Origin of the sequence: Flavobacterium chungangensis, assembly GCF_042654045.1 — a bacterium.
In the GTDB taxonomy this organism is placed as follows: domain Bacteria; phylum Bacteroidota; class Bacteroidia; order Flavobacteriales; family Flavobacteriaceae; genus Flavobacterium; species Flavobacterium chungangensis.
In genome coordinates, this window is record NZ_JBHSFY010000012.1 from 64,519 (window position 1) to 86,277 (window position 21,759).

A 21,759-nucleotide genomic window follows, 5' to 3' on the forward strand; every position below is an offset into this window, starting at 1 on the left:
GTATTTTACTTATTGTTTAACAGCTTATAACTGCTGGAAGCATATGCAACTTTTTGCCGTTTCCAGAATATGCAGTCCAAGTTTTGGATTCACGCAGTTGCGGAGAATCTGTCTTTTATTCTTGAGTTTGAATTCCTTCAGGCTGAATCCTAATGCTTTTTCAAGCTCAGGAATCTGCGCATGCCTGATCTTTATGTCTGAAAGACTCTCAATTGCAGGTATTGTAAAATTTGACCAGAACAAATGGCGATGCAGTACCGCATCGGGTTCAATCAGAGGTTTATAGTACGGTTTGACATTCTCAACTGCCCAGCAGCATGAGGCATTATGTTTTAGAAACAGTATTTCCTGATAAAGCCTCATATCAGGGTAGACTGGGGCAGTGCCTCTGAATCTCACGCAGATATTCTGCCTGAAAGAGGAGTGCGACTGGCAGGGCGGAGAAGACCAGATAAAATCAAATTCGCGAAAATGATCTAAAAGATACTGGTGCGCATCGGCAGCTATTATATTGTCATCTGGAAATTGCTGTGCATATAGGGAAGCCAGCAGCGGATCCAGCTCAACAGCCGTCACTGATACATCTGTCCAGTTTTTTCTGTTGCCGCCAATTCCGGCATATAAGTTTAAGACTTTCATACATCATAATTCTAGTTTAACGTTCCATAGCTATAACTTTGTAAATGCGGCCCTGCTGTATGCCTTAATGCACTTCGGAATCTGTTTTGCGGCCAGTGCTTTCATCATGCCGTGCTCCCCATACTTATTGCTCATCCTGTAAATCTTGAAGATAAGAAAACCGCCTGCCGCACCTATAAGTCCAACGCATAGCAGCGAAGGAAGGCCAATGATATACAGCATGGCAAAGACAATCATAAGTGCGACAACGCCTCCGCCCAGATACCAGATGTACTGCGCCTTAAGTCCTTTGAATTCTATGCTTTTGTTGATTCCTTTGTTGATCTGGTAAACACTGCTGCTCATGACCAGTTATCGGCTACACGCCGAAAAAGGATTTAATTACCGTTGCCACCACAACTAGAAATACACAGCTCCCAAACCAGGCAGCGGCAACCTTTCCCGTATCGGGATCTCCCGCATTCCATTTCTGATATACCTTGACAGCACCTATAAGGCCGAGTATGGCACCTACTGCGTACATGAGTTCAGTGCCCGCGTCAAAATAACTTCTCACTTTCTGGTTGGCTTCATTAATGCCCGCCACGCCGTCCTGTGCGTATCCCGTTCCATTAATTAGCAGCAGTAAAAGAATTGAAGTGGCCTGCACTTTATTCTTTTTCCAAAAACACTTTAATTTCCAGCTACATTTTTCCATCATACATCATTTTAAAGTTATTTCGTTATTTAAAAGCAGAGGAATACCGCCGTTACAGCTCTATTTCCTTGTCACATAAAGCCATACCGCACCAGAGAGAACGGGGGTGATTCCTCTGCTGGATTTTAGAATACTGTCCCTTCCCAGAGACTGTCTGCCTCGCTTAAAGTCAAATGCAGAGCAGGGTATTTTTCAGATTCGGAAACAATCAGTTTATTGATGCTTTCTCTAAGTGAAGACATCTTCACATATGGATATTCTTCAAGAATCATCCTTAGATAGTTTTCAAACTGTTCTTTGGATAAATTCTTTTCTGCGCTTTCTGCAGCAGCCATTTGTATACGGCCGGAAAGCTGCTCTGCATCATCCAGTGTATCGAATGATTCTGAGAAGGAATCCGAAATGGATTTTGCTTCCCTTGTAGTTTGAATATTTTTTTTGAAAGAGGGGAGTTTTAGTTTCTTTTCCCCTGAGAAGATTTTTTGTAAATCTCCGCTGTAAAATTTTAGCACTATAATTAAATACCAGATTATTACCGCTGTACCTATTACAGTTAGATAGCTGTTCCATGAAATATTTGTAAACATAGTCATCATCATTTATCGTTCGACATTTTTCTCATTTCTATAAATCATGTTTATCTGAATCACATATGATTTATTTTACAGACCAAAGGAACGATTAGAATGAATTTTCTACAAGTACAACTTTTTTGTTGTACCCTTTTGTACCCCGATCGGCATCAGTAGAATTAGGCATTCACTAAAAATAGTAATAAAAAAAAGCCGGAGAAAAGGATTATTTCTTTCTCTGGCCTTATGATATAAGTCTTAAAGCTGTCTATTTTTTCATAGCTTTTATCAATTTGGCATTTCGTTTATCTGCTCTTGAATTCTGCAGGGAAATAACGGCCCATATTGCAGCAGGGAGCCAGCCGATCAAAGTAATCTGAAGAATGAAACAGATCAGGGCAGTAAAAATCTTTCCTCTTAAAAGAAAGGAAATGCACGGAAAAAATATTGCGATTAATGTCATATTCTATGAATTTTAATTATTTGTCGTTAATAGTCTGGATTGTTACTGAAATTGATTTTATATTTTCGATTTTCAGTAAGACCGGATTTTTTTAATCATTTTTTCCAGACCTGCTATAGCAGTTTCTTTGTCTTTTTCTTCCGCATTATATGATTTGCTTCTCACGGATTGATAGGATAAATCTTTTTTAAAAGCGGTAGAAAGGTAGGGTATAATCGACTGAAAGACCAGATTCATAGAACGTGCCTTAATTAGTCTTGACTCATCTGCTGCTCTTAAAATTAATCCCAGCTGATCTGCGGAGAGATCGCATTCTACTTTTTCTTCTATTGATTTTGATTTTGCCCGCCGGACAGAAGTCCCTAATTCCTTTTTTTTCTCCCAGTATGCAATTTCATTCTTAAACCAGTTATCTAAAATAGGTTTGATATTCTCCATGCTGGGATCAAATGTTATTTTCTCATTGGAAGTGAGATGATTAAAATCTTTATAATATAGGAGAAGCAGTTCAAGCCTGAAAGCAGATTCTTTTTCTTTATCAATGTTTTTTAAAATTTGTTCTTTAATTAAGCTGATGTATTTTCTGCAGTTGAAATTCATAGCAATCAATATCTGGTCAGCTGTTCCAAAAATGGTTTCGCCTTTAGGATTATAATCCTGATTAATCAGGGCTTTTAATAAGTCGCGCTCATAGCGTATCTGCCGGAAAGTTACTTTATTCTGCGTTTTGGATTCAATAGATTCTGTAAAAGCATCAATTACGATCTGGATTTTCTCTTTGTCGTTTTCATTTTTCGCTGCGAGGGCTTTGAGCTTAGTCAGTTTGACTTTTAATTCTTTTCTCGAAACAATCAAGTAGGTTATGGGTACTCTTTCATCCATACTTAAATAATAGGTAAACCTGTTTTCTATAAAACAAAGCATTTCATCCAGTACTTCAATTAGCTGCTCAATTAACTGTGAAAGCCTGTTTGTTTTTAATTCCTTAAAATTTTGATTTTCGATAACGGTATCCAGAAGAAATATTAAATTAGAGTGATACTTGCGCACTAGAAGCCGGATCTGTCTTTTCCTGAACATTGCGAAAATTTCATTTTTGATAAGCACTTGTATTCGCTGCGATTCTTTCTGTGCATTTTCTGAAATCAAAGCCAGGTCTTTTTCTGATAATGCTGAAACATTTGTTTTTTTCGGATTTAAAGTCTGCACTATCAAGGAATCTAACCATTCTAAAGGATATACATTACTCATAATACTTTATTTTAATAGCAGGCATTTAAACGAAAATTAAAGATTTTTAAAATTTTCAATTGAGTTTAAACGGTATTGAGATGGGGAGATGGAGGTGTGATATTTGAAGAAATCACTGAAATTATGGACACTGGCGAATTCTAATTCTTCAGATATCTCAAAAATTGTCAGCTGCAGATCTTCCAGCAGCACTTTTGCTTCGATTATGACGGCTTCATTAATAAAATCCTTAGCTGTTTTGCCGGTGGTATCCTTTATAATTTTACTCAAATAAGCAGGAGTGATAAAAAGGGCTCCCGCATAAAATTTTACCTGATGCTGTTTTCTGCAGTGAATGGATAAAATGGTCAAAAACTGTATCGTAAGATTCTCTTTTCTGGAAAAATTCAGCATGGTTCCTGAAGTATATTTGGAATATATAATTTTGAGTTCATAGAGAAACAGATTAAAGCTGATCCGCTGCAGGTCATTAATATATCCATTGTTTTTACTGTCTTTATTTACAAAGTAAATCAGCTTGTAGATCATCGACAGCACCAGATAATCTTTGTCTTCAAGATTTATTCTTAAAGGTTCTTTTCGGACTAAAAAGTAAAAGGAATCCACCAGTTCTTTTCGAAAGGTGTTTTTAAATGCAAAATCGGAGGAAAATGTAATAATATAAAGCTGGAGCTTATCTTCTATTTCCATTAATGTGCAGAAGGAGTTTTTGGGAATAATCAGTAAATCATGCGCCGTTAAATGCTGCACTATTTCTTTGAGCTTAATTTTAAACCTGCCCGACTTAATAAGCAGTATCGATAGGTTGCTGGAGAGAAATGACTCATTTCTGTCTGTTTTAACAATATATTTTTTTATGATATGAATGTCTAATCCCTCGACTGACTGGTCTTTAAGTTCAATATTTATTATATCTTTTATCATGGTATTTTCAACTAAGGAGATAAATCAGTTTTTTATTTAGGGCTTATCGGTAAATTTCTTTTTTATTGCTGTATAGAATAAATAATAGAGGTTCAGAAGCGTGGCAATGTAAAACAGATAGGCCAGTCCCCTTGTCCGCATGGATTTTTTTTCTCCGCTTAGTAAAAAGCCGGTTATTTCATCATAGCTGAATAGGACTATGATGAAATACAGGCTGGCAAGATTAAATAGGACCAGAATTATATAAAATATGGTGAACGGTTTTATTTTAGGCATGATCATTTTAATCTTAAATTAATATTAGTTGATGCAGCTGCCCAGAAGCGCAATTATTGAGGTCAGGGCAGATTCTTTTACGGTAAAAAGAATTTTGGCCGGCCTGCTGCCGACAGATGTTTCCCAGTCCCTGTCTTTTCTTTCTTCAGCCGAATAAAGAGAATATCGAGAAATAGAGGCGACCGTCAGGATAGTTTCGGTTTCATCCAGATCCAGAATGCTGTCTGCAAGGATATTAGATTCATAATCCGTAATATAATTGTAAGTGGTATTGAACTCTTCCTGCCTTTGAATAATAAGATTTTGAAGAAAATCAATCAGGCTGGCTTTGGCATAAGTCCCCAGCGTGCTTCCCTGGATAATGAGAATCATATTATTATCGGGATCTTCCATAATAGACTCTACGATTTCATCTGTAAATTCTATCAATCGGCTGTTTTTGTAGCTTTTTGTTATAGGTCTTTCACTAATAAAATTGATCTGGTCAGCGAGTTCTGAATAAGAATCTGGTATCTTGTTTTTTTCGTAGAAAGCATTGAGCTTCTCGTAAATTTCTTTTCCTTTTTTATCATAAGGGTTGTGAATGTTTTCAGCCGGCTGATACTTTTTCTCTGCCGGCAGCTCATTTTCAGGTGTATTGAAATCAGAATCGGAAGAGCATGAAATAACAAATAGCGAAACTGTGATGCATAATAAAATAGTTTTCATGATTTGGTTTGTTTGAAAGTGAATGAGAATTGCTTCTCAGTTCTTTTCATCCGGATAAGCAGAACTTTTATCCAGCGCCCTGCTGGACTTTTTTGCTTTTGAATTCAGGACAAAGCTATTAGGCTCAAATATTGAAAACAACCCTATATCTGTGGATTTTCGGTATTTATGGTATGGATTTTCCGAAAATCCATACATCATTTTATGTTAATAAGTGTTTGTAATACAATTGTTTGTGTTATTTTTGGGTTAAGTTAAAGTAAAATTATTCCGACAGCTGTGAGGAAGTGCTTCGGGATTATTCCAGGCGCATTATCCCCTAAATATATGTATCATGAATAAACAGAATTTACTTGTATTACTCTTAATTTTCTCCAATCATGCATTTACGCAGCAGTCCCGTTTTAGTATCCCTGACTCATTGAAACACAAAAGTTACGGGTACATAGATGACAGGATTTATGAATTGAGGAGAGACAGTTCCAAGGCAGCCGTTTATCTGTTCACCTATATCAATAAAGCGAAAAATGAGAAAAACTGGAAGGAACTGGTTAACGGATACCACAACCTGCTGCATGAGTCTCCCGATAAATTGCGCCCTGTTTATGCCGACAGCATGATATATGCTGCCAGGAAGTCTAATGATGATGCCCTGATTGGATCGGCCTATCTTTCCAAAGGAATAGTATTTTATGGACGAAAGGATCAGGAAAAAGCGATGGATAATTATCTTATTGCCAACAGTTATATTTCTAAAACAGATGATGCTTACCAAAAACATAAAGTAAAATATCAGATCGCTTTGACCAAGCTTTACATTGGTTTTTATGAAGAGGCAATTTCACTTCTCCGCGAGTGTGCAGCTTATTATAAGGACCGTAACACACGGCCCTATTTAAACTCGCTTCATACTCTTGGGCTCTGTTACAATAAAAACGGCAATTTTGGACTCTGCACCCAGACTAATACACTAGGAATTAATGAATGCCGCAGGCTGGATAATCTGGAAATGATTCCCTATTTTATGCATTCACAGGGAATTAATGAGTTCTTTCTGAAAAATTACTCAAAGTCGATAAAAGATATAGAATCATCTCTGGAAGCAGTTAAAGAGAATCGTGATTTTGCAAACGAGGCAATTGGGAACTTTTATATAGGGAAGAGCTATTGGGCGCTTGATAGGAAAGCGAAAGCTGCAGCGTATTTTCAGATCGTGGATAAAATTTTCAAGGAGAAAAACTATCTCCGCCCTGATCTGCGGCAGTCTTTTGAATTATTAATAAACTATTACAGGCAGAAGAAAGATTTAGCTTCACAATTGTATTATGTTGAACAGCTTTTAAAGGCAGACACTCTGCTGGTGGAAACCAGTAGATATATAGTCGGTAAAATTCATAAGCAGTATGATACCAAAGAGCTGGTGCAGGAAAAAGAAAATCTGCAGCGGGAAGGGGAGTATCTTAAAAAGGAATTAGTGTGGGAAAAAAACTATGATCTTATTTCTGTCATAGTATTTTTATTTATGCTGATTATCATTACAGTGCTTACGTATCGCTATTACAGGAACAGAAGGCTTTACAAAAAGCGTTTTGAAGAGTATATCACAAAGTTAGAGCAGAATAAAAATAAGCCAAAGAATAATGTGGAGAGGCTGCCGGCTTCAGATATTAACAGCGGTACTGCTGCTTTGATATTGAAGCAGCTGGAAAAGTTTGAAAAGGAAAATAAATTCTTGGAAAGAGACTGGAAGCAGGGAAGCCTTGCAGCCTATTTTAATTCCAACTCAAATTATCTGGCGGGCATCATCAAACAGTATAGGGGAAAAAGTTTTACGGATTATATAAACGGTCTTAGGATTGACTATATAATAGCACTTCTGCAAAACGAAAAGAAATACAGGAGTTATTCCAACGACGCTTTAGCCCAGGAAGCCGGTTTCAGCTCCACCCAGCGTTTTGCCAATGCGTTTTTAGCTAAAATGGGCATGCCTGCAGTCTATTTCGTTGATCAGATGAAAAAGAATAATTATGAGGCATAGGATTAGTATTTCACTGCTAAGTTTTTATTTTTGCCTCGTAATTTTAAAAAACAGAAAACATGAAAGATTTATTGGTGAAAATTAATGCTGAGATTGATACTTTTAAAACGGAATCCGATTCGCTTGCCGAAAAAGGAGTGAAGGCTGCAGGGGCAAGAGCTCGTAAGGCTTCTTTGGAAATTGAGAAACTTTTGAAAGAGTTTAGAAAAGTTTCTATTGAGGAGTCTAAGAAATAAGTATTGCTTTTGGTGTCTTGCTGAGAGTAAAAGGTGGAATAACGGGGCTTTTTGGCCCCGTTGTTTTTTCTTTTTTTTTTCGATTTTCCAGTCTGTTTCCCGTAATTATTAAAAGGAGATGCAGTCAGTTTTAAGGACTAAAGCTGTTTTTTTATGCAGCTTTTCCCGCTTTTCGCTGCAATCTTTTATGCCGAACCCCGGCAAAAAAGGATTTCCGCTTCAATCGGGGCTGAGATATTTTTTTTGACAATTCAAAATATTCATTGAGTTCAACAACAAAAAGCAAGCTAATTCAGATTCTAAAATTTAACTTTAACAGACTTTTAGTTGCTGTTAAAAACGTTTTTTAACAATACGTTATAATTAAATTTCGAATGAGTGGGTCATTGAACTTCAACTAAATTTAGAGGTAAATTATGTTAATATATGATAGCATATGTATAGCTTGTTAAGTTTAGTAACCACTAAAAGATTTATTGTAAGCTTCTAACGCTTCAAATGTAAAATGATCTGGTAATAAAGCTTTAGTTACGAGATCTAAATATTGAGGATCTCTGCGCTGCCAGAAAGATTCTGATTTTAAAATAACATTTCTAAGTTCAGTTAATCTGTTTCCAATTATAGGAAATAGCAGATTGAATGCCATCAGCGCATCTTTGCCATTTACATTAGCACCAGGATGATACGACAGATCCAAATAATACTGAAAATCAAAAATGTTTTCAATGTCATTTCTATTGAAATCTCTTATTTTATGAAATTTTTTATTAGAGCTGTAAATTTCTAAAAGTTCAGCAAGTTTATTTTTTACATCAAATGTTTGTTCATATAGGAGCGTTCTGGTTGCGTTCAGAAAAGTTCTAAAAGCTCCACTTCCCATAGTGATTTCACTTCCTAAATCTGAATACACGCAATCCTCATATGAGTCCAAAATTTGTTTAAATCTTTCGAGAAATTGTTTGTGCGCAAATACCTGCTCGTGAATACTTGGCTGAGTTGCAAATTTTGTAATTAAGTCTATTAATTCCTTAGTATCTTCTGGTGTTTTATCTTTTTCAAAATACTCGATAGTCTTAGATTTTCCCGAACTATCGATTAAAGATAAAGCCTGCCAAAATAAAGGCTTCGAGATGTATATGTTCTCTTTTTTTACATCCACTGCAAAAGCTATAACTGGGGAATGGAATGATAGTTCAGCCCAGTAGTTTAGTGTCGATTGTTTTATTCCATTTGTAGTGGGTATACCATCTTGTCTGATTACTAAATCAACAGAAGATTTTACTTGAACTTTAAAATATTTACCAGTTATATTGTCATCTTCAAGAAGTTCCACTTCTAGATCAATACCATAATCGTTTTGTGTGAAATTTCTAAAAATTCCCAAGTTTTTAAGTTTGTATAGAAGTATCGCAAATGAATCGCTTTCGGACTTATGTTGTGAGATTCTTTGAGGTAAGCGTATCAATGTTGTTCTTTATATAATTAATTTAATTTTTTTTATGATTAGATGGCCTTTTGGAAAACCGTAAAGATAAGATCAAATAGTCTTTAAGGTTCTTAGTGCATACAGTAAAAATACCTTTTTTTTCTTTGAATTATAAAATAAAAAAAGATGCCAATTAGCATCTTTTTATTACACTTGATTTGAGTTATAAATATTCGATGATGTTCATTAGTAATCTAAAAGCTCTTTTAATGAAACATTTAGTACCTGAGCTAAAGCTACTAAAGTTTCAAATTGAAAGTTTACTTCCCCTCTCTCGATTTGTCCAAGAGTCTTTTTGGTTATGTAGTCACTTCTATCCGCAAGCTCTTGTTGGGAAATTGAACGGCTTTGGTATTCAACGCTTTTAATTTTGCGTCTAAGTTTCAAAACATGCTTCCCAAATTTTATTCTTTCCGAGATAAAGTCAATTTCATTCATTTGTTAAAATTCATAGGAAAAAACAAAATAATTGGTACCTTGTAGGGTATCATGATGTATTTTTTGTTATATTTGTTTCGATACTTCTAAATAGAAGTGTAAATTTGCGATTCTTCATATAAAATATTTGAAGCATTTCGCTTTGAATCCTGTTTCAAAAAACTTGGCAGTTTAAACCCACAGGATGATAAGTAAATTGCTCACGCTTACGGGCGTGGGCTCACTTATCTGTGGGTGGGTATGCCAAGTACCTTTGAAACGATAAGCTGAGTTCCATGCCTTTTTTTGTCATAAACTTTTCTTAAATTCATAGTGTTTATAATTCTTTTTTTATTTAAAGTTTCGTTTTTAAATTAAAAGTAGAACTGTTAAACCATATTGCCGTGTCCTAAAAAAACTTCATTTATTTCATTAAGCCGTTTACTTAATGCATAAAAAAATGGCCCTCTACTGCAGCGACCAAACTAGAGCAGAGGACCTTAGCTAATCAAATCCATATTTAACTAACCAATCCCAATATTATGAATTATTCTTCATTTTACAAGGATGGGAAGGCATTTTATTGCATGATTTTTTCGTGCATGCTGCTGTCTTTTTCATCTTCATTTGCCGGAAGTTTGAACCGGCTTTCTAAGTTTTCCCTTCAGGAAATTACAATTCAAGGAACCGTTACCGATGGAAATTCCCCGCTGCCAGGAGTCTCCATCGCAGTTAAAAACAGGGCAGAAATATCTTCCATCTCAGATTACAGCGGGCAGTATGCAATAACAGCAGGTTCAGGTGATACGCTCGTGTTTTCTTTCATCGGATTCAAAAAAGCTTTTATCCCGGTGCAGGGCAGAAGCAGAATCGATATTGTGCTGCAGTACGACACCACTACACTGCAGGAGGTAAAGATCAATGCTGGATATTATTCTGTTAAGGAAAGCGAGCGTACGGGAAGCATTGCTCGTATTACTTCTAAAGATATCGCAACACAGCCTGTAACTAATATACTTGCAGCAATGCAGGGCCGTATGGCCGGTGTCAATGTTGTGCAGACTAGTGGAGTGCCTGGCGGAGGATTCGATATTAAGATCAGGGGACAAAACAGCATTCGAACCGACGCTAACGCTCCGCTCTATGTCATTGACGGAGTACCCTATTCGTCAGATCCCGTAGGATACAGCCAGACATCTACGACCTATCCTTCTGTGACTAGTCCCCTGAACAATATCAATCCTGATACCATTGAAAGCATAGAAGTTCTAAAGGATGCCGATGCTACTGCAATATACGGTTCAAGAGGCGCAAACGGCGTGGTACTGATAACAACCAAGAAAGGAAAATCAGGCAAAACCAGCTTCAGCATTAAAGCTTCGACAGGAGTTGGAAAGGTAACCCGATTTTTAGATTTAATGGATACGGCACAGTATTTATCCATGCGCCGCGAAGCATTTGCAAATGATAAAATAAGTGTTTATCCTGCGGGCGCTTACGATATCAATGGGACATGGGATCAGACCAGGTATACTGACTGGCAGGATGAACTGACAGGAGGCACTTCGCAGATCACTGATCTACAAACAAATATTTCTGGCGGTTCTGAGCAAACACAGTTCCTATTCAGCTCGTCCTATCATACGGAATCAACTGTCTTTCCGGGTGACTACGATTATAAAAAAAGAGGCGGGCAGTTTACAATGAACCACACTGCTCAAGACACTAAGTTTAAGTTTTCTTTTTCAGTCGGATATAACTCGCAGACTAACAATCAGCCGGCATTTGACTTCACTCCGATCTCACGAAGTCTTGCTCCGAATGCTCCATCATTATATGACGATCAGGGAAATTTGAACTGGGCAAACGGTACATGGCAGAATCCGCTGCGCATGCTTGATGCAGTTTCAAAAGCTAAATCAAATGATCTTGTCTCCAACGCGGTTTTATCTTATGAATTAACTGCTGGATTAACTGTAAAAAGCAGTTTCGGGTTTACCGATTTGCAGCAAATGGAGCTCCGCACCTCGCCATCCACTATCTTCAATCCTTCATTCAATGTAACAAGTGCGAATTCAAGCCTTTACCGCAACAACACAAACAGAAGATCCTGGATCGCAGAGCCGCAGATCCACTGGGAAAAAGAATACACCTTTGGCTCTATCGGAGTACTTGCAGGAGGAACATTTCAGAACCAGGATACGGAAAGGGTTTATCAATTTGGAAGCGGTTTCAGTTCCAACAGCCTGATTTATGACTTAGCTTCGGCATCAACCGTCCAGATTTTATTAAACGATAAGATAAATTACAGCTATCAGGCTTTTTTCGGAAGGATAAATTACAACTTACATGACCGCTACTATCTGAATCTGACCGGAAGAAGAGACGGTTCCAGCCGTTTCGGACCTGGAAACCAATTTGCCTCATTCGGCGCTATTGGACTTGCCTGGCTTTTCTCAAAGGAAAACTTCCTAAAAAACATGCACTGGCTGAGTTTCGGAAAATTACGAGGCAGCTACGGAACTACAGGCAGTGACCAGATTGGGGATTACCAGTATCTGGATACTTACACCTCATCGGGCATATCTTATAATGCATATGTAGGCCTTCGTCCATCAAGACTTTACAATCCGAATTTCAGTTGGGAAATAAACAGAAAAAAAGAAGCTGCGCTTGAAATGGGCCTTTTACAGGATCGAATTTTTATTACTGCGGCATGGTACCAGAACCGTTCGTCTAATCAACTGGTCGGCGTTCCGCTTGCAGGCACAACTGGATTTTCATCGATACAGGCCAATCTTAATGCCGTAGTCCAGAATTCAGGCTGGGAATTTACGCTGCGGACCATGAACTTTACGGCAAATAAATTCAGCTGGATAACCAATTTCAATTTATCTCTGAACGACAACAGACTAATCAGTTTTCCTAATTTAAATGCCTCGACATACAGCCAAAAATATATAATAGGCAAACCGCTGAACATTAACCTCATGTATGTTTATTCAGGCATAGATTCCGCGACTGGGATATATCAATTTGAGGATTTAAATAAAGACGGAAAAATAACGCAGCCGGATGATAAGCAGGCAATTATTAATTTAAATCCAAAATATTTTGGCGGAATACAGAATCAGCTGAGTTTCGATCATTGGAAAATCGACTTCCTTTTCCAGTTTGTAAAGCAGAAAGCTAAAAGCTATTACAATGGCTATCAAGGCCAGATGACTAATCAGCTGGAAAGATCTTTAAATAATTGGAAGCAGAATGGTTCAAACGGCAGTGCCGATTATCAGCTTTACACCGCCGGTTTTAATTCTGCAGCCGTAACTGCCGATTTTTTATTCAGCAATAGTACTGGAGCAATTACAGATGGTTCTTATCTGCGCTTAAAGAATGTCGAATTATCGTATGATGTGCCGCTGAACAGCAGAAATATAAAATGCCTGTTCTTTCTTCAGGGCCAGAACCTTTTGACAATCACCAATTACAAAGACGGTGATCCTGAATTTATAACATCTGGATTTTTGCCACCGCTAAAGATCATAACAGCGGGTATGCAGCTAACCTTTTAAATAAAAAAAACATGAATTATTTTATCATAAAAAAACAAAAGAAAACTAATGTAAAGTTTCTTTTGCCGCTTTTCATCTTTATTCTGTTTACATGCTGTGATTCTTTTGTAGATGTGGATCTGCCGCAATCTCAGCTCACAAAAGATGCGGTGTTCCAGAGCAGTGCTACTGCCAATGCAGCTGTTACTGATATTTATTCCAGAATGAGGGATCAGGGTATTTTAACTGGCACCTCGCTAGGTCTGTCTAATTCTCTCGGTAATTATGCCGATGAATTTCAGTGCTATGCATTGCCAACTGACTCCTCCATGCCATTTTTCACCAATTCCCTTTTATCTTCCAACAGTAACATAGCAAACTACTGGAACACAAGCTATAATTATATCTACGCCTCCAATGCTGTGATAGAGGGCCTTGAAAACAGCAGTCATCTAAATAAAGCTGAAAAAGAAGGCTTAAAAGGGGAAGCGCTCTTTATCCGTGCATTAATGCATTTTTACCTTATTAATCTGTTCGGCAGTGTTCCCTACGTGACCTCAACCGATTTTACAGTTAACAATACTGTAAAAAAAAACAGCCCGGAATTTAATTACGATCTACTGCTAAAAGATTTAGAGGAAGCTGCGGTATTGTTGCCGCAGGAATACAGAAACAGCGAAAGAACCCGTCCTAATAAGTACGGCGTTTTGGCTTTACTGGCCCGCGCATATCTTTATAACAGAAATTGGGAAGAAGCATCCAATACTGTCTCAGCGGTGCTGAACCAAAACTCACTTTATCAATTAGAGTCTCAGCTGACGAATGTTTTCTTAAAAAAATCCAAAGAAACAATCTGGCAGTTCCAGCCTTTGCGCATTGGAAAAAATACTGATGAAGCAGCTACCTTTATTTTCACCTCAGGTCCTCCTCCGCTGGTTTCTTTAACTGCTGATTTTATTGATTCTTTGGAAACAGGTGATCTGCGCAGAACAAACTGGATAAAAGGCATTACTGGCCAAGGGCAGACATGGTACCATGCTTATAAGTACAGACTCAACAATGCCGGCACTGAATCTCTTGAATACTCCGTAGTACTGCGTCTGGCAGAACAATATCTGATAAGGGCAGAAGCAAGAGCACAGCAAGGTGACCTGATCGGAGCCAAAGAAGACCTCAATAAAATACGTTCGCGCGCCGGATTAAATAATACTTCAGCAATTTCAAAAGAACAGATTCTAAAAGCGGTAGCGAAGGAAAGAAGAAAGGAACTCTTTAGTGAATATGGACACCGTTTCTTTGATTTAAAGCGCACAGGAGAAATCAGTAATATCCTAATCCTTACAAAACCCGGATGGAATGCATATGATGTAATGTTTCCCATACCTCAAAATGAACTGAATGTTAATCCTAATCTCCTGCCTCAAAATGAAGGATACTAGCAATACTGCAACTCTTTCCGCATCATCAGCGGAAGAAAAAGAAAAGTGCACATGTTTTTGGAAAGCAGCATTTTTTTTAATTTCATTTTTTATTTTGCCATTAGTAGCCTGCCCTATTCTGGGGCAGGCAGTGCAAAAAAAACAGCTCTCAGAAGCTGATTATAAGGAATGGGGAGAACTTATTACTGATCAGGCATCACCAGACAGAAAATGGATAAGCTTCCGCATGCAGTATGACGGCAGGGAAGAAACGCTGTATGTCCGAAATGTAGAAAGCCTGAAAACATATCTTTTCCCTAAAGTTACAAGAGCCGAATTTACCTCAGACAATAATGTACTTTGCATGGATAAGGATAAAAACCTGATCATCCAAAATCTGAAATCAGGAACTAAGAAAATCTATTCCAATGTAAGCTCCATGAATTATTCCTCACCGGCTCATCTGCTTGCTATACTACAGAGTAATAGCAATTTCTTACAGCTGATCAATACCAACGACAGTTCAGTATCAACTTTACCGAATGTCGAGAAATTTGTAATGAGTCCTGACAAAAAAAATATTGCATTTACAGCCATACATAATAATGTAAATTCTGTAGGTCTATTAAATCTAATGAAACCTTCACCTGTCGAATGGATTATTGAAAATTCTCCCAATTCATTTGACAGACTGACCTGGGATGACAGCAGTATTTCAATTGCCTTTTACGGCTTTACGAAGCCTTACTGCAGGAATTCTATTTTATATTTTTACAATTCTCTGGAAGGAAAATGTTTTGAGCTTAATCCTTCTGGACAAAGTGATTTCCTTCGTGAGAATTACATAGATAAAGACGGAAGATTTCCATTAAGAATATCTCAGGATGCAAAAAAAGTTTTCTTTAGCCTAAGTACGGTAGAAAACAGGAGCAGTGCATTGACTGATGTAGAAATCTGGAATGCTTCAGATCAATTTATTTATCCCTTGCAAAAATTTAAAGGCAACTATATCGAAAATAAGCATCTTGCGGTCTGGATTCCAGAAAAGAAAACATTCAACTCAATAACTTCAAGCAGTTTACCAATAGGAACTCTAACCGGCGATGATCAATACGCTATAGTGTGCAACCCGAAAGACTATGAACCGCAGCTGGATACTGACGGCCCAATGGATTTTTACACGATAGATCTAGAAACAAATCAAAAAGACAAGATTGTTGAAAAACAAAGTGCGATTATATATGATCTTCTTGCATCACCCTCTGGAAAATATATTTCGTATTTTAAAGATAATGCCTGGTGGGTATACGATATCAGAAAGAAAACAACTGCTAATGTTACCCAAAAAATAGGCGTGCCTTTCTCTGGAAAAGTTTATCTAAACATGAGCAACAACTGTTTTGGAGCTGCGGGGTGGAGCAGCGATGATTCTGATTTTATCATTTATGACCAGTATGATCTTTGGAAGGTTAAACCAGACGGAAGTAGTTTTGAACGGCTGACTCACGGCAGGGAAAAAGAAATAAAATTCAGGATTGCTGTCGAAAATGAATCGGACAGATACGACTTCGTTTACGATCGCGTAAAATCAAAAACAATAGACCTTAACCAGGAGATTATTCTCAAGGCATTAGGCGGTGATAAAAAAGCAGGCTATTTTAAATGGAATAAGGATGTTAACGAAAAGGCAATTGTCTATGAAGATTTATTATCTGACAAAATTTATTTTCTGAAAAACAGGGACATTTACATCTACAAGGAAGAACGTTTTGATTTGCCTCCGCGTTTTGTTTTAAAAGAAAAAAATAAAAAACCAAAGGTTGTATATCAAAGTAATCCGCATCATTTTAATTTTCAATGGAGCAAGCCTAAACTAATATATTACAGTAATTCAAGAGGACAAGATCTAAAAGGAATTCTTTATTATCCTTTCAATTATGATAAGAACAAGAAATATCCGATGATTGTCAATATCTATGAATACCAGTCCAACAGACTTCACAAATTCTATAATCCCACCCTGTTTCAGAGTTATGGATATAATCCTCCGTTTTTATGTTCCAAAGATTACTTTGTATTGTCACCTGATATTGAGCAGGAAAATGGCAATATCGGAGGCAGCGCTTTAGATTGTACCCTTACAGCAGTAAAAGAAATTTTAAAGTTAGGGATCATTGACGAAAAAAGAATCGGATTAATGGGACATTCCTTCGGAGGTTATGAGACAAATTACATTGTAACTGCGACAGATATTTTTGCATGTGCCGTTTCCGGGGCATCAATTTCAGACTTGAGCAGTTTTTATTTATCAATTGATAAGAATTTCTTTAAGCCAAATGCAACGCGTTTCCAGACTGATGAGCAGTGGAGAATGGGCAAAAGCTTATTTGAAGATACTGCCTTATATCTTAAAAACTCACCCGTACACAATGCTGCGGCAATAAATACTCCCTTGCTGCTCTGGACTGGCAAAGAAGATTACCATGTGCCGTGGTATCAAAGTGTTGAACTGCATATGGCACTTAGAATTTTAAAAAAACCGAGTAAAATGTTATTATATCCAAATGAAGGTCATACGGTGGAACAGGAAAACAATCAAATCGATCTCTCAAAAAGAATACTTGAGTGGTTTGATTATTATTTAAAATGCAGTGATAAAATTTAACAAACAATGCAGTTCTATTATGAACTGCATTGCTTTTAAAAAATTAAAAATTAATTTTCAGGTTCATGCAGCGCCTGGCTGCAAGTGAACTGGTCATAAAGTTGCTGTCCGTTTGCGGTACAAAGAGGAGTAGGTCCATCACTACATTCTTTTACGTAAGTATCACAAGGAGCTGCTACAGAAATATAGCCACTGATTGGTATTACTTCTTTTGCAGTTTGCATTGATGTTGTAAAAAATGCTCCCGAAATTCCCAATACTGCAACTGCTGCAAATGGCAGTGTGCTTTTAAAAAAATTCGTTTTCATAAAAATGCATATTAAGTTAAACATGATCTACTTTTTTCTACAGGTGTTCGATCTTTCTTCCTGAAACCAGCTAGTATTTTTTTTATTTTTTTAAAGGTTATCTATTTCCTTTTTTAAAGTATTTTGAAATTTATAGATCATTAATGTATTTCCAAATATCAGATACAGATGTGTCCCTGTGACCATAAATTCCTTAAACCTGCCGTTATGTGATCCGAAAATCGGAATACTTAATACGTACGACCGTTTTTTTAGATTATACACATCAATAACTTCTCCTCCGTTTTCCCATAAATCTTCATTCTCATAAAATCCTCGGATCTTAGAGCGCATAAAGAGACAGTTATCATAGGCGCTGAATCCAGCGTTGACCATCATGGGAGGCGCAGCCATCTTTCTCTGATCTCCGCCTTTCAGTTTTGCTACTTTAATATTGGCTTTAGTAGTTGTGTCGATGGTATGATCGGTATTGATCAAATTGGCATTTTTATCAGCTGTCAAAAATTCATTACGGTAGAAATATGCATATATGATTTTTTTTGATTTTTCATCGTACTGGAGACTGCCGTCCGTATCAAAAATTCCGTCAATCTGTTTTTTGAGCAGGTAAGGGGAATATTTGACTTTAATGCTGTCATCTGCATTATAAATACCAATTATATTGGAACCGTTTTCTCCCGTATTATTGCGGAAAACGAATGACGTGCTGTCAATAATTGCTGCACTGGTAAAACTAGGAATCCCTTTGAACTCTAAATCGATTTTCCAGCTTGAGGTGCTGCCTCTGAACATTCGCGGCACAGTTCCGTCCCCAAGGTAAAAATATTTGCCGCGAATATAAATTCTTACATATTTAAAAGGTATGCCCTCATCTTTGAAATCAATTCTTATCTTTTCAAATTTTTGGAAGGCAGTATCAATACTCAGCATGCTGAGTGGTGCCACGGAATTGCCGAAATAGATTTTAGAACCACTATAGCCCGCAAAATAATAGGAATTAAATTTTAGATCTTTTGATGCCACATAATGGATAGACGTCTTTATATATCTCCTTGTAAAGGGGTTGTTATAATGCATTTCACTTTCCGAATTAATGTAGAGAACCACAACTGTGGCGATACTTAAAAAAGCAGAAACTGCAATCCCTGCAGATTTATGGCATTTAAATATTGTCCCAGTTTCTTTTTTAAAAATTATGGCTATTAAAGCCAACAGCACAAAAACGATATTGAAAGCCAAATGCATCTGCCAGGTCATTTTTTCCAATATTCCGCCGCAGGAGCAGGGAACAAAGGAGCTGTAGTGAAGAATAATAAAAATATAAACCGTAAACATGACCATTAAATTAAAGCTCGCCCACAATCCGATTCCCCTCGTCTTCGGAAAAAGCAGTAAGATAGAAATCAAAATTTCAAGAGAAATTACCAGCCATGACATCCATCCGGCATAAATGCTCAATAATGGAGACTGTCCCAGCTGAACCTGAAAACTTTCAAAATCCAATATTTTTGAAACTGATGCGTAAACGAACAGTAGTACATAAAGTAGACAAGTTACCTCTACAAAAGTGTTATTTAAATTAATGTGTAATTTCATAACTTAAAAAATTGCATTTTCTTTTTCGGTTTTGAGAAGATGGAAAAGAAAAAATTGATATACAAATTTAGAAGCATGATTTTATAAAACTGTTATTAAAATTAAGCCAAAAGTTCTGAAAATCGAGCCAATTTTATTTGGGAATATAATGAAAAAGTGTCCATTAAAATATTAATACTTTATGGACACTTTTATTGCATTTTAAAACAACGGATTATTACTTAAAAGCCTGGCTTAAAGTCTGAAGTTTTTGATTCAGTTCCACCAGACTTGCTTTCTGAAGGCATTCCTCCGAGATGTTTTTCAGATCGGTTAAACTTTCTTCGGAAACAATTCCCATCAAACTCGAATCATCCTTTTCCAATAGGAGTCCCTGTTCGATAAAATAACTAAGCAGCAGTACATTTTTGCGTGAAATTTTTAAATCAATCTTCACCGTCTCACTCATGCCAGGGATACTCAAAACGGTATCCAGCAGCTTGGCAACATCACTTTTTGTAATCATAATTCGAGCGTTTTAAATTAATATTTAATTGAGATAAAGGTAATGAGCATATCGCTGATTCTCATGGACATAATATAACCATGATAGGCTTAATCCAAAGTGCTTAATTAATTTAGTGGATAAATTAGGTTTAAGTAAGCTGATTTGGGATGAATATTTCAAATATCTGGAAAGATTGCCACGTTCCTGCAATCGGCAAGATGTCCGTTTGTTAAACAACCGAATCTTGCTGCCTTATACTCGGAACTCGTAGGCAGTGAAACTGAAAGGCTAAAAGAGATTGAAAAAGTAATGAAAATGATTGATGATGAAAAAGGAAACTTCAAACAGAACACGGATTGTGGGACTGCGTTTTACGCCTGAAGAATATCAGAAAATAGAAAGAAAATGGAAAGCAAGCACCTGCCGAAAGCTCAGCGATTATATACGGATGCATTTGTTTAATAAGCCCGTCACTGTAAAGTATAGAAACGAGTCGCTTGATGAATTTATGGCTGAAGTTATAAGGCTCAAAAGGGAGCTTCATTCTCTTGGAAACAACTTCAATCAGTCTGTAAAAAAACTGCATACCCTGAGGCAGATTCCGGAATTTAAAACATGGATTTTAAACTCTGAATTCGAACGGAAAATACTGTTGGAGAAGGTGGAGGAAATTAAAATTCACTTCCAGAAAATTACTGAAAAATGGTTGCAGTAATTAAGACAGGCAATTCTGTGCATAATATTTTTAACTACAACGAAAATAAAGTGAAAGAAGGAATTGCCGAATGTATCGGGGAAGGGAATTATCCTCTGGAAGCTGCAAAATTAACTGGTGTGATGAAGCTTAACAGACTTCTGAAACAGAATTCACTTAATGAAAATGTAAAGAGGAACAGCGTGCATATTTCACTGAATTTTGATCCTTCAGAATCTGCATTATCAAATGAAAAGATGCTTGAAATAGCATCGCAGTATATGCAGAAAATAGGTTTTGGAAACCAGCCTTATCTCATTTACAGGCATTATGATGCGGGACATCCGCATCTGCATCTGGTATCTATAAAAGTTCGTGAAGACGGCAGCAGGATTGATATGCAGAATATAGGAAAAAATCAGTCTGAGGCGGCGCGAAAGGAGATTGAAAAAATGTTCGGTCTGGTTCAGGCTCAGGAAAAGAAAAAAACCAGACATGAGCTTGTCAAACCTGTTGTGCTTTCAAAGATTAAATACGGCAGAACAGAATCGAAAAGCGCTGTACAGTCGGTTCTTGATCATGTGCTTCCGGCATACAAATACAAAAGCCTCTCCGAGCTGAATGCAGTACTGGGGCTGTATAATGTAAAGGCGGACAGGGGCGAGGAAAATTCAAGAATATTCAAAAAAAATGGTCTGGTTTACAGAACGCTGGACGAGAATGGAAAACCTGTGGGTGTTCCTTTGAAATCAAGCGGATTTTATAGTAAACCGACTTTAAAATTTCTGCAGAAGAAGTTTCTGCTGAATACTAAGACAGCATCCCATAAGAAGAGAATTGCCAGTGCTGTTGATCGTATATTTTTAAACAGCTGTGTTTCGCTTTCTGATCTTGCATTAAAGATGGAAAAGGAGGGAATAAATATAGTTTTCAGAAAAAGTGAGGGAGGACAGCTTTATGGGATTACTTATGTGGACCACACTTCAAAATGCGTATTTAACGGAAGCGATTTAGGAAAGCCCTACAGTTCTAAATTGATAGAGCAGCGATGCCGTTTATCTTTTGAAAAGGAAAAAGAAAAGCCAATTCCAATTCTGTCTGAGACATCTAAATCTAATAAAGCTGTTAGTCTGGAAAACAATAAGGAAAACGTTTTCAAAGACCTGCAGCAGGATCTCAAATCCCTTGATTTCAAATCTGCTGTTGAAAAGATGATAGAGGTAATAACCAAGGTTGAAAATGATGTTTCTTATGTTCCAAATCAGCTTAAAAAAGCATCAAAAAAGAAAAGAGTAAGAAGACGTTCTAATAATTTATAAATCTAAAGAAAATG

Annotated in this window: 20 protein-coding genes; 7 read left to right on the forward strand and 13 right to left on the reverse strand. The window is 37.0% G+C overall.

The window, feature by feature from the left end:
- Positions 1-24: 24 nt before the first annotated feature.
- The 8 genes from ACFO3N_RS17880 to ACFO3N_RS17915 form a co-directional block, all read right to left on the reverse strand.
- Complete coding sequence (locus ACFO3N_RS17880; protein ID WP_379799999.1) at positions 25-639, reverse strand: DNA cytosine methyltransferase; 615 nt, start codon at positions 637-639, stop codon at positions 25-27.
- A gap of 30 nt (positions 640-669) precedes the next feature.
- The gene (locus ACFO3N_RS17885) at positions 670-984 is read right to left on the reverse strand and encodes a DUF4133 domain-containing protein (RefSeq protein WP_379800001.1); all 315 of its coding nucleotides are present in this window, start codon (positions 982-984) and stop codon (positions 670-672) included.
- A gap of 13 nt (positions 985-997) precedes the next feature.
- Positions 998-1,336 carry a DUF4134 domain-containing protein gene (locus ACFO3N_RS17890; protein WP_269237934.1) on the reverse strand — a complete coding sequence of 113 codons (339 nt, stop codon included), beginning with the start codon at positions 1,334-1,336 and terminating at the stop codon, positions 998-1,000.
- A 125-nt stretch (positions 1,337-1,461) separates the two neighbouring features.
- Positions 1,462-1,923, reverse strand: coding sequence for a hypothetical protein (locus tag ACFO3N_RS17895; RefSeq protein WP_379800003.1), 462 nt, complete (start codon positions 1,921-1,923; stop codon positions 1,462-1,464).
- A 253-nt stretch (positions 1,924-2,176) separates the two neighbouring features.
- A complete protein-coding gene (locus ACFO3N_RS17900) occupies positions 2,177-2,371 on the reverse strand; it encodes a YqaE/Pmp3 family membrane protein (RefSeq protein ID WP_379800005.1) in 195 nt (64 codons plus the stop codon).
- 72 nt (positions 2,372-2,443) lie between these two features.
- Positions 2,444-3,520, reverse strand: a complete 1,077-nt coding sequence (locus ACFO3N_RS17905; protein WP_379800007.1) for a hypothetical protein — start codon at positions 3,518-3,520, stop codon at positions 2,444-2,446.
- Positions 3,521-3,658: 138 nt separating this feature from the next.
- Entirely contained in the window at positions 3,659-4,546 is an 888-nt protein-coding gene (locus ACFO3N_RS17910; protein ID WP_379800009.1) for a helix-turn-helix transcriptional regulator, read from the reverse strand.
- Positions 4,547-4,846: 300 nt separating this feature from the next.
- Positions 4,847-5,530: a hypothetical protein gene (locus ACFO3N_RS17915; RefSeq protein ID WP_379800011.1), complete on the reverse strand. Its 684-nt coding sequence runs from the start codon at positions 5,528-5,530 to the stop codon at positions 4,847-4,849.
- A gap of 334 nt (positions 5,531-5,864) precedes the next feature.
- Here ACFO3N_RS17915 and ACFO3N_RS17920 point away from each other — a divergent pair, with 334 nt between their 5' ends.
- Complete coding sequence (locus ACFO3N_RS17920) at positions 5,865-7,568, forward strand: helix-turn-helix domain-containing protein (RefSeq protein WP_379800013.1); 1,704 nt, start codon at positions 5,865-5,867, stop codon at positions 7,566-7,568.
- Positions 7,569-7,627: 59 nt separating this feature from the next.
- Positions 7,628-7,804: a histone H1 gene (locus tag ACFO3N_RS17925; RefSeq protein ID WP_290969628.1), complete on the forward strand. Its 177-nt coding sequence runs from the start codon at positions 7,628-7,630 to the stop codon at positions 7,802-7,804.
- A 454-nt stretch (positions 7,805-8,258) separates the two neighbouring features.
- Here ACFO3N_RS17925 and ACFO3N_RS17930 read toward each other — a convergent pair whose 3' ends face one another.
- Together ACFO3N_RS17930 and ACFO3N_RS17935 are read right to left on the reverse strand one after the other, a co-directional pair.
- Positions 8,259-9,269 carry a DUF4365 domain-containing protein gene (locus ACFO3N_RS17930; protein WP_379800015.1) on the reverse strand — a complete coding sequence of 337 codons (1,011 nt, stop codon included), beginning with the start codon at positions 9,267-9,269 and terminating at the stop codon, positions 8,259-8,261.
- Between the two features lie 207 nt (positions 9,270-9,476).
- Complete coding sequence (locus tag ACFO3N_RS17935; protein WP_379800017.1) at positions 9,477-9,728, reverse strand: helix-turn-helix domain-containing protein; 252 nt, start codon at positions 9,726-9,728, stop codon at positions 9,477-9,479.
- A gap of 617 nt (positions 9,729-10,345) precedes the next feature.
- Between ACFO3N_RS17935 and ACFO3N_RS17940 the strand changes: the two genes are divergently transcribed.
- Genes ACFO3N_RS17940 through ACFO3N_RS17950 form a run of 3 tightly spaced genes read left to right on the forward strand, consistent with a single transcriptional unit; the run spans position 10,346 to position 17,341 of the window.
- Complete coding sequence (locus ACFO3N_RS17940) at positions 10,346-13,279, forward strand: SusC/RagA family TonB-linked outer membrane protein (protein ID WP_379800209.1); 2,934 nt, start codon at positions 10,346-10,348, stop codon at positions 13,277-13,279.
- A gap of 11 nt (positions 13,280-13,290) precedes the next feature.
- Positions 13,291-14,697 carry a RagB/SusD family nutrient uptake outer membrane protein gene (locus ACFO3N_RS17945; RefSeq protein ID WP_379800019.1) on the forward strand — a complete coding sequence of 469 codons (1,407 nt, stop codon included), beginning with the start codon at positions 13,291-13,293 and terminating at the stop codon, positions 14,695-14,697.
- Positions 14,684-17,341: a S9 family peptidase gene (locus tag ACFO3N_RS17950; protein WP_379800021.1), complete on the forward strand. Its 2,658-nt coding sequence runs from the start codon at positions 14,684-14,686 to the stop codon at positions 17,339-17,341. The genes ACFO3N_RS17945 and ACFO3N_RS17950 overlap by 14 nt, the downstream gene beginning before the upstream one ends.
- 50 nt (positions 17,342-17,391) lie before the next feature.
- Here the strand turns inward: ACFO3N_RS17950 and ACFO3N_RS17955 are convergent, their stop codons facing one another.
- From ACFO3N_RS17955 to ACFO3N_RS17965, 3 genes are all read right to left on the reverse strand, one after another.
- Entirely contained in the window at positions 17,392-17,673 is a 282-nt protein-coding gene (locus ACFO3N_RS17955; protein ID WP_379800023.1) for a hypothetical protein, read from the reverse strand.
- 66 nt (positions 17,674-17,739) lie between these two features.
- Positions 17,740-19,245, reverse strand: coding sequence for a MauE/DoxX family redox-associated membrane protein (locus tag ACFO3N_RS17960; RefSeq protein ID WP_379800025.1), 1,506 nt, complete (start codon positions 19,243-19,245; stop codon positions 17,740-17,742).
- Between the two features lie 217 nt (positions 19,246-19,462).
- Positions 19,463-19,750, reverse strand: coding sequence for a hypothetical protein (locus tag ACFO3N_RS17965; protein ID WP_379800027.1), 288 nt, complete (start codon positions 19,748-19,750; stop codon positions 19,463-19,465).
- A 307-nt stretch (positions 19,751-20,057) separates the two neighbouring features.
- On the opposite strand from ACFO3N_RS17965, the gene ACFO3N_RS17970 reads away from it, so the two are divergent.
- Positions 20,058-20,447 carry a plasmid mobilization protein gene (locus ACFO3N_RS17970; RefSeq protein ID WP_379800029.1) on the forward strand — a complete coding sequence of 130 codons (390 nt, stop codon included), beginning with the start codon at positions 20,058-20,060 and terminating at the stop codon, positions 20,445-20,447.
- Positions 20,435-21,745, forward strand: coding sequence for a relaxase/mobilization nuclease domain-containing protein (locus ACFO3N_RS17975; RefSeq protein WP_379800031.1), 1,311 nt, complete (start codon positions 20,435-20,437; stop codon positions 21,743-21,745). Before ACFO3N_RS17970 ends, ACFO3N_RS17975 begins: the two co-directional genes overlap by 13 nt.
- Positions 21,746-21,759 lie beyond the last annotated feature (14 nt).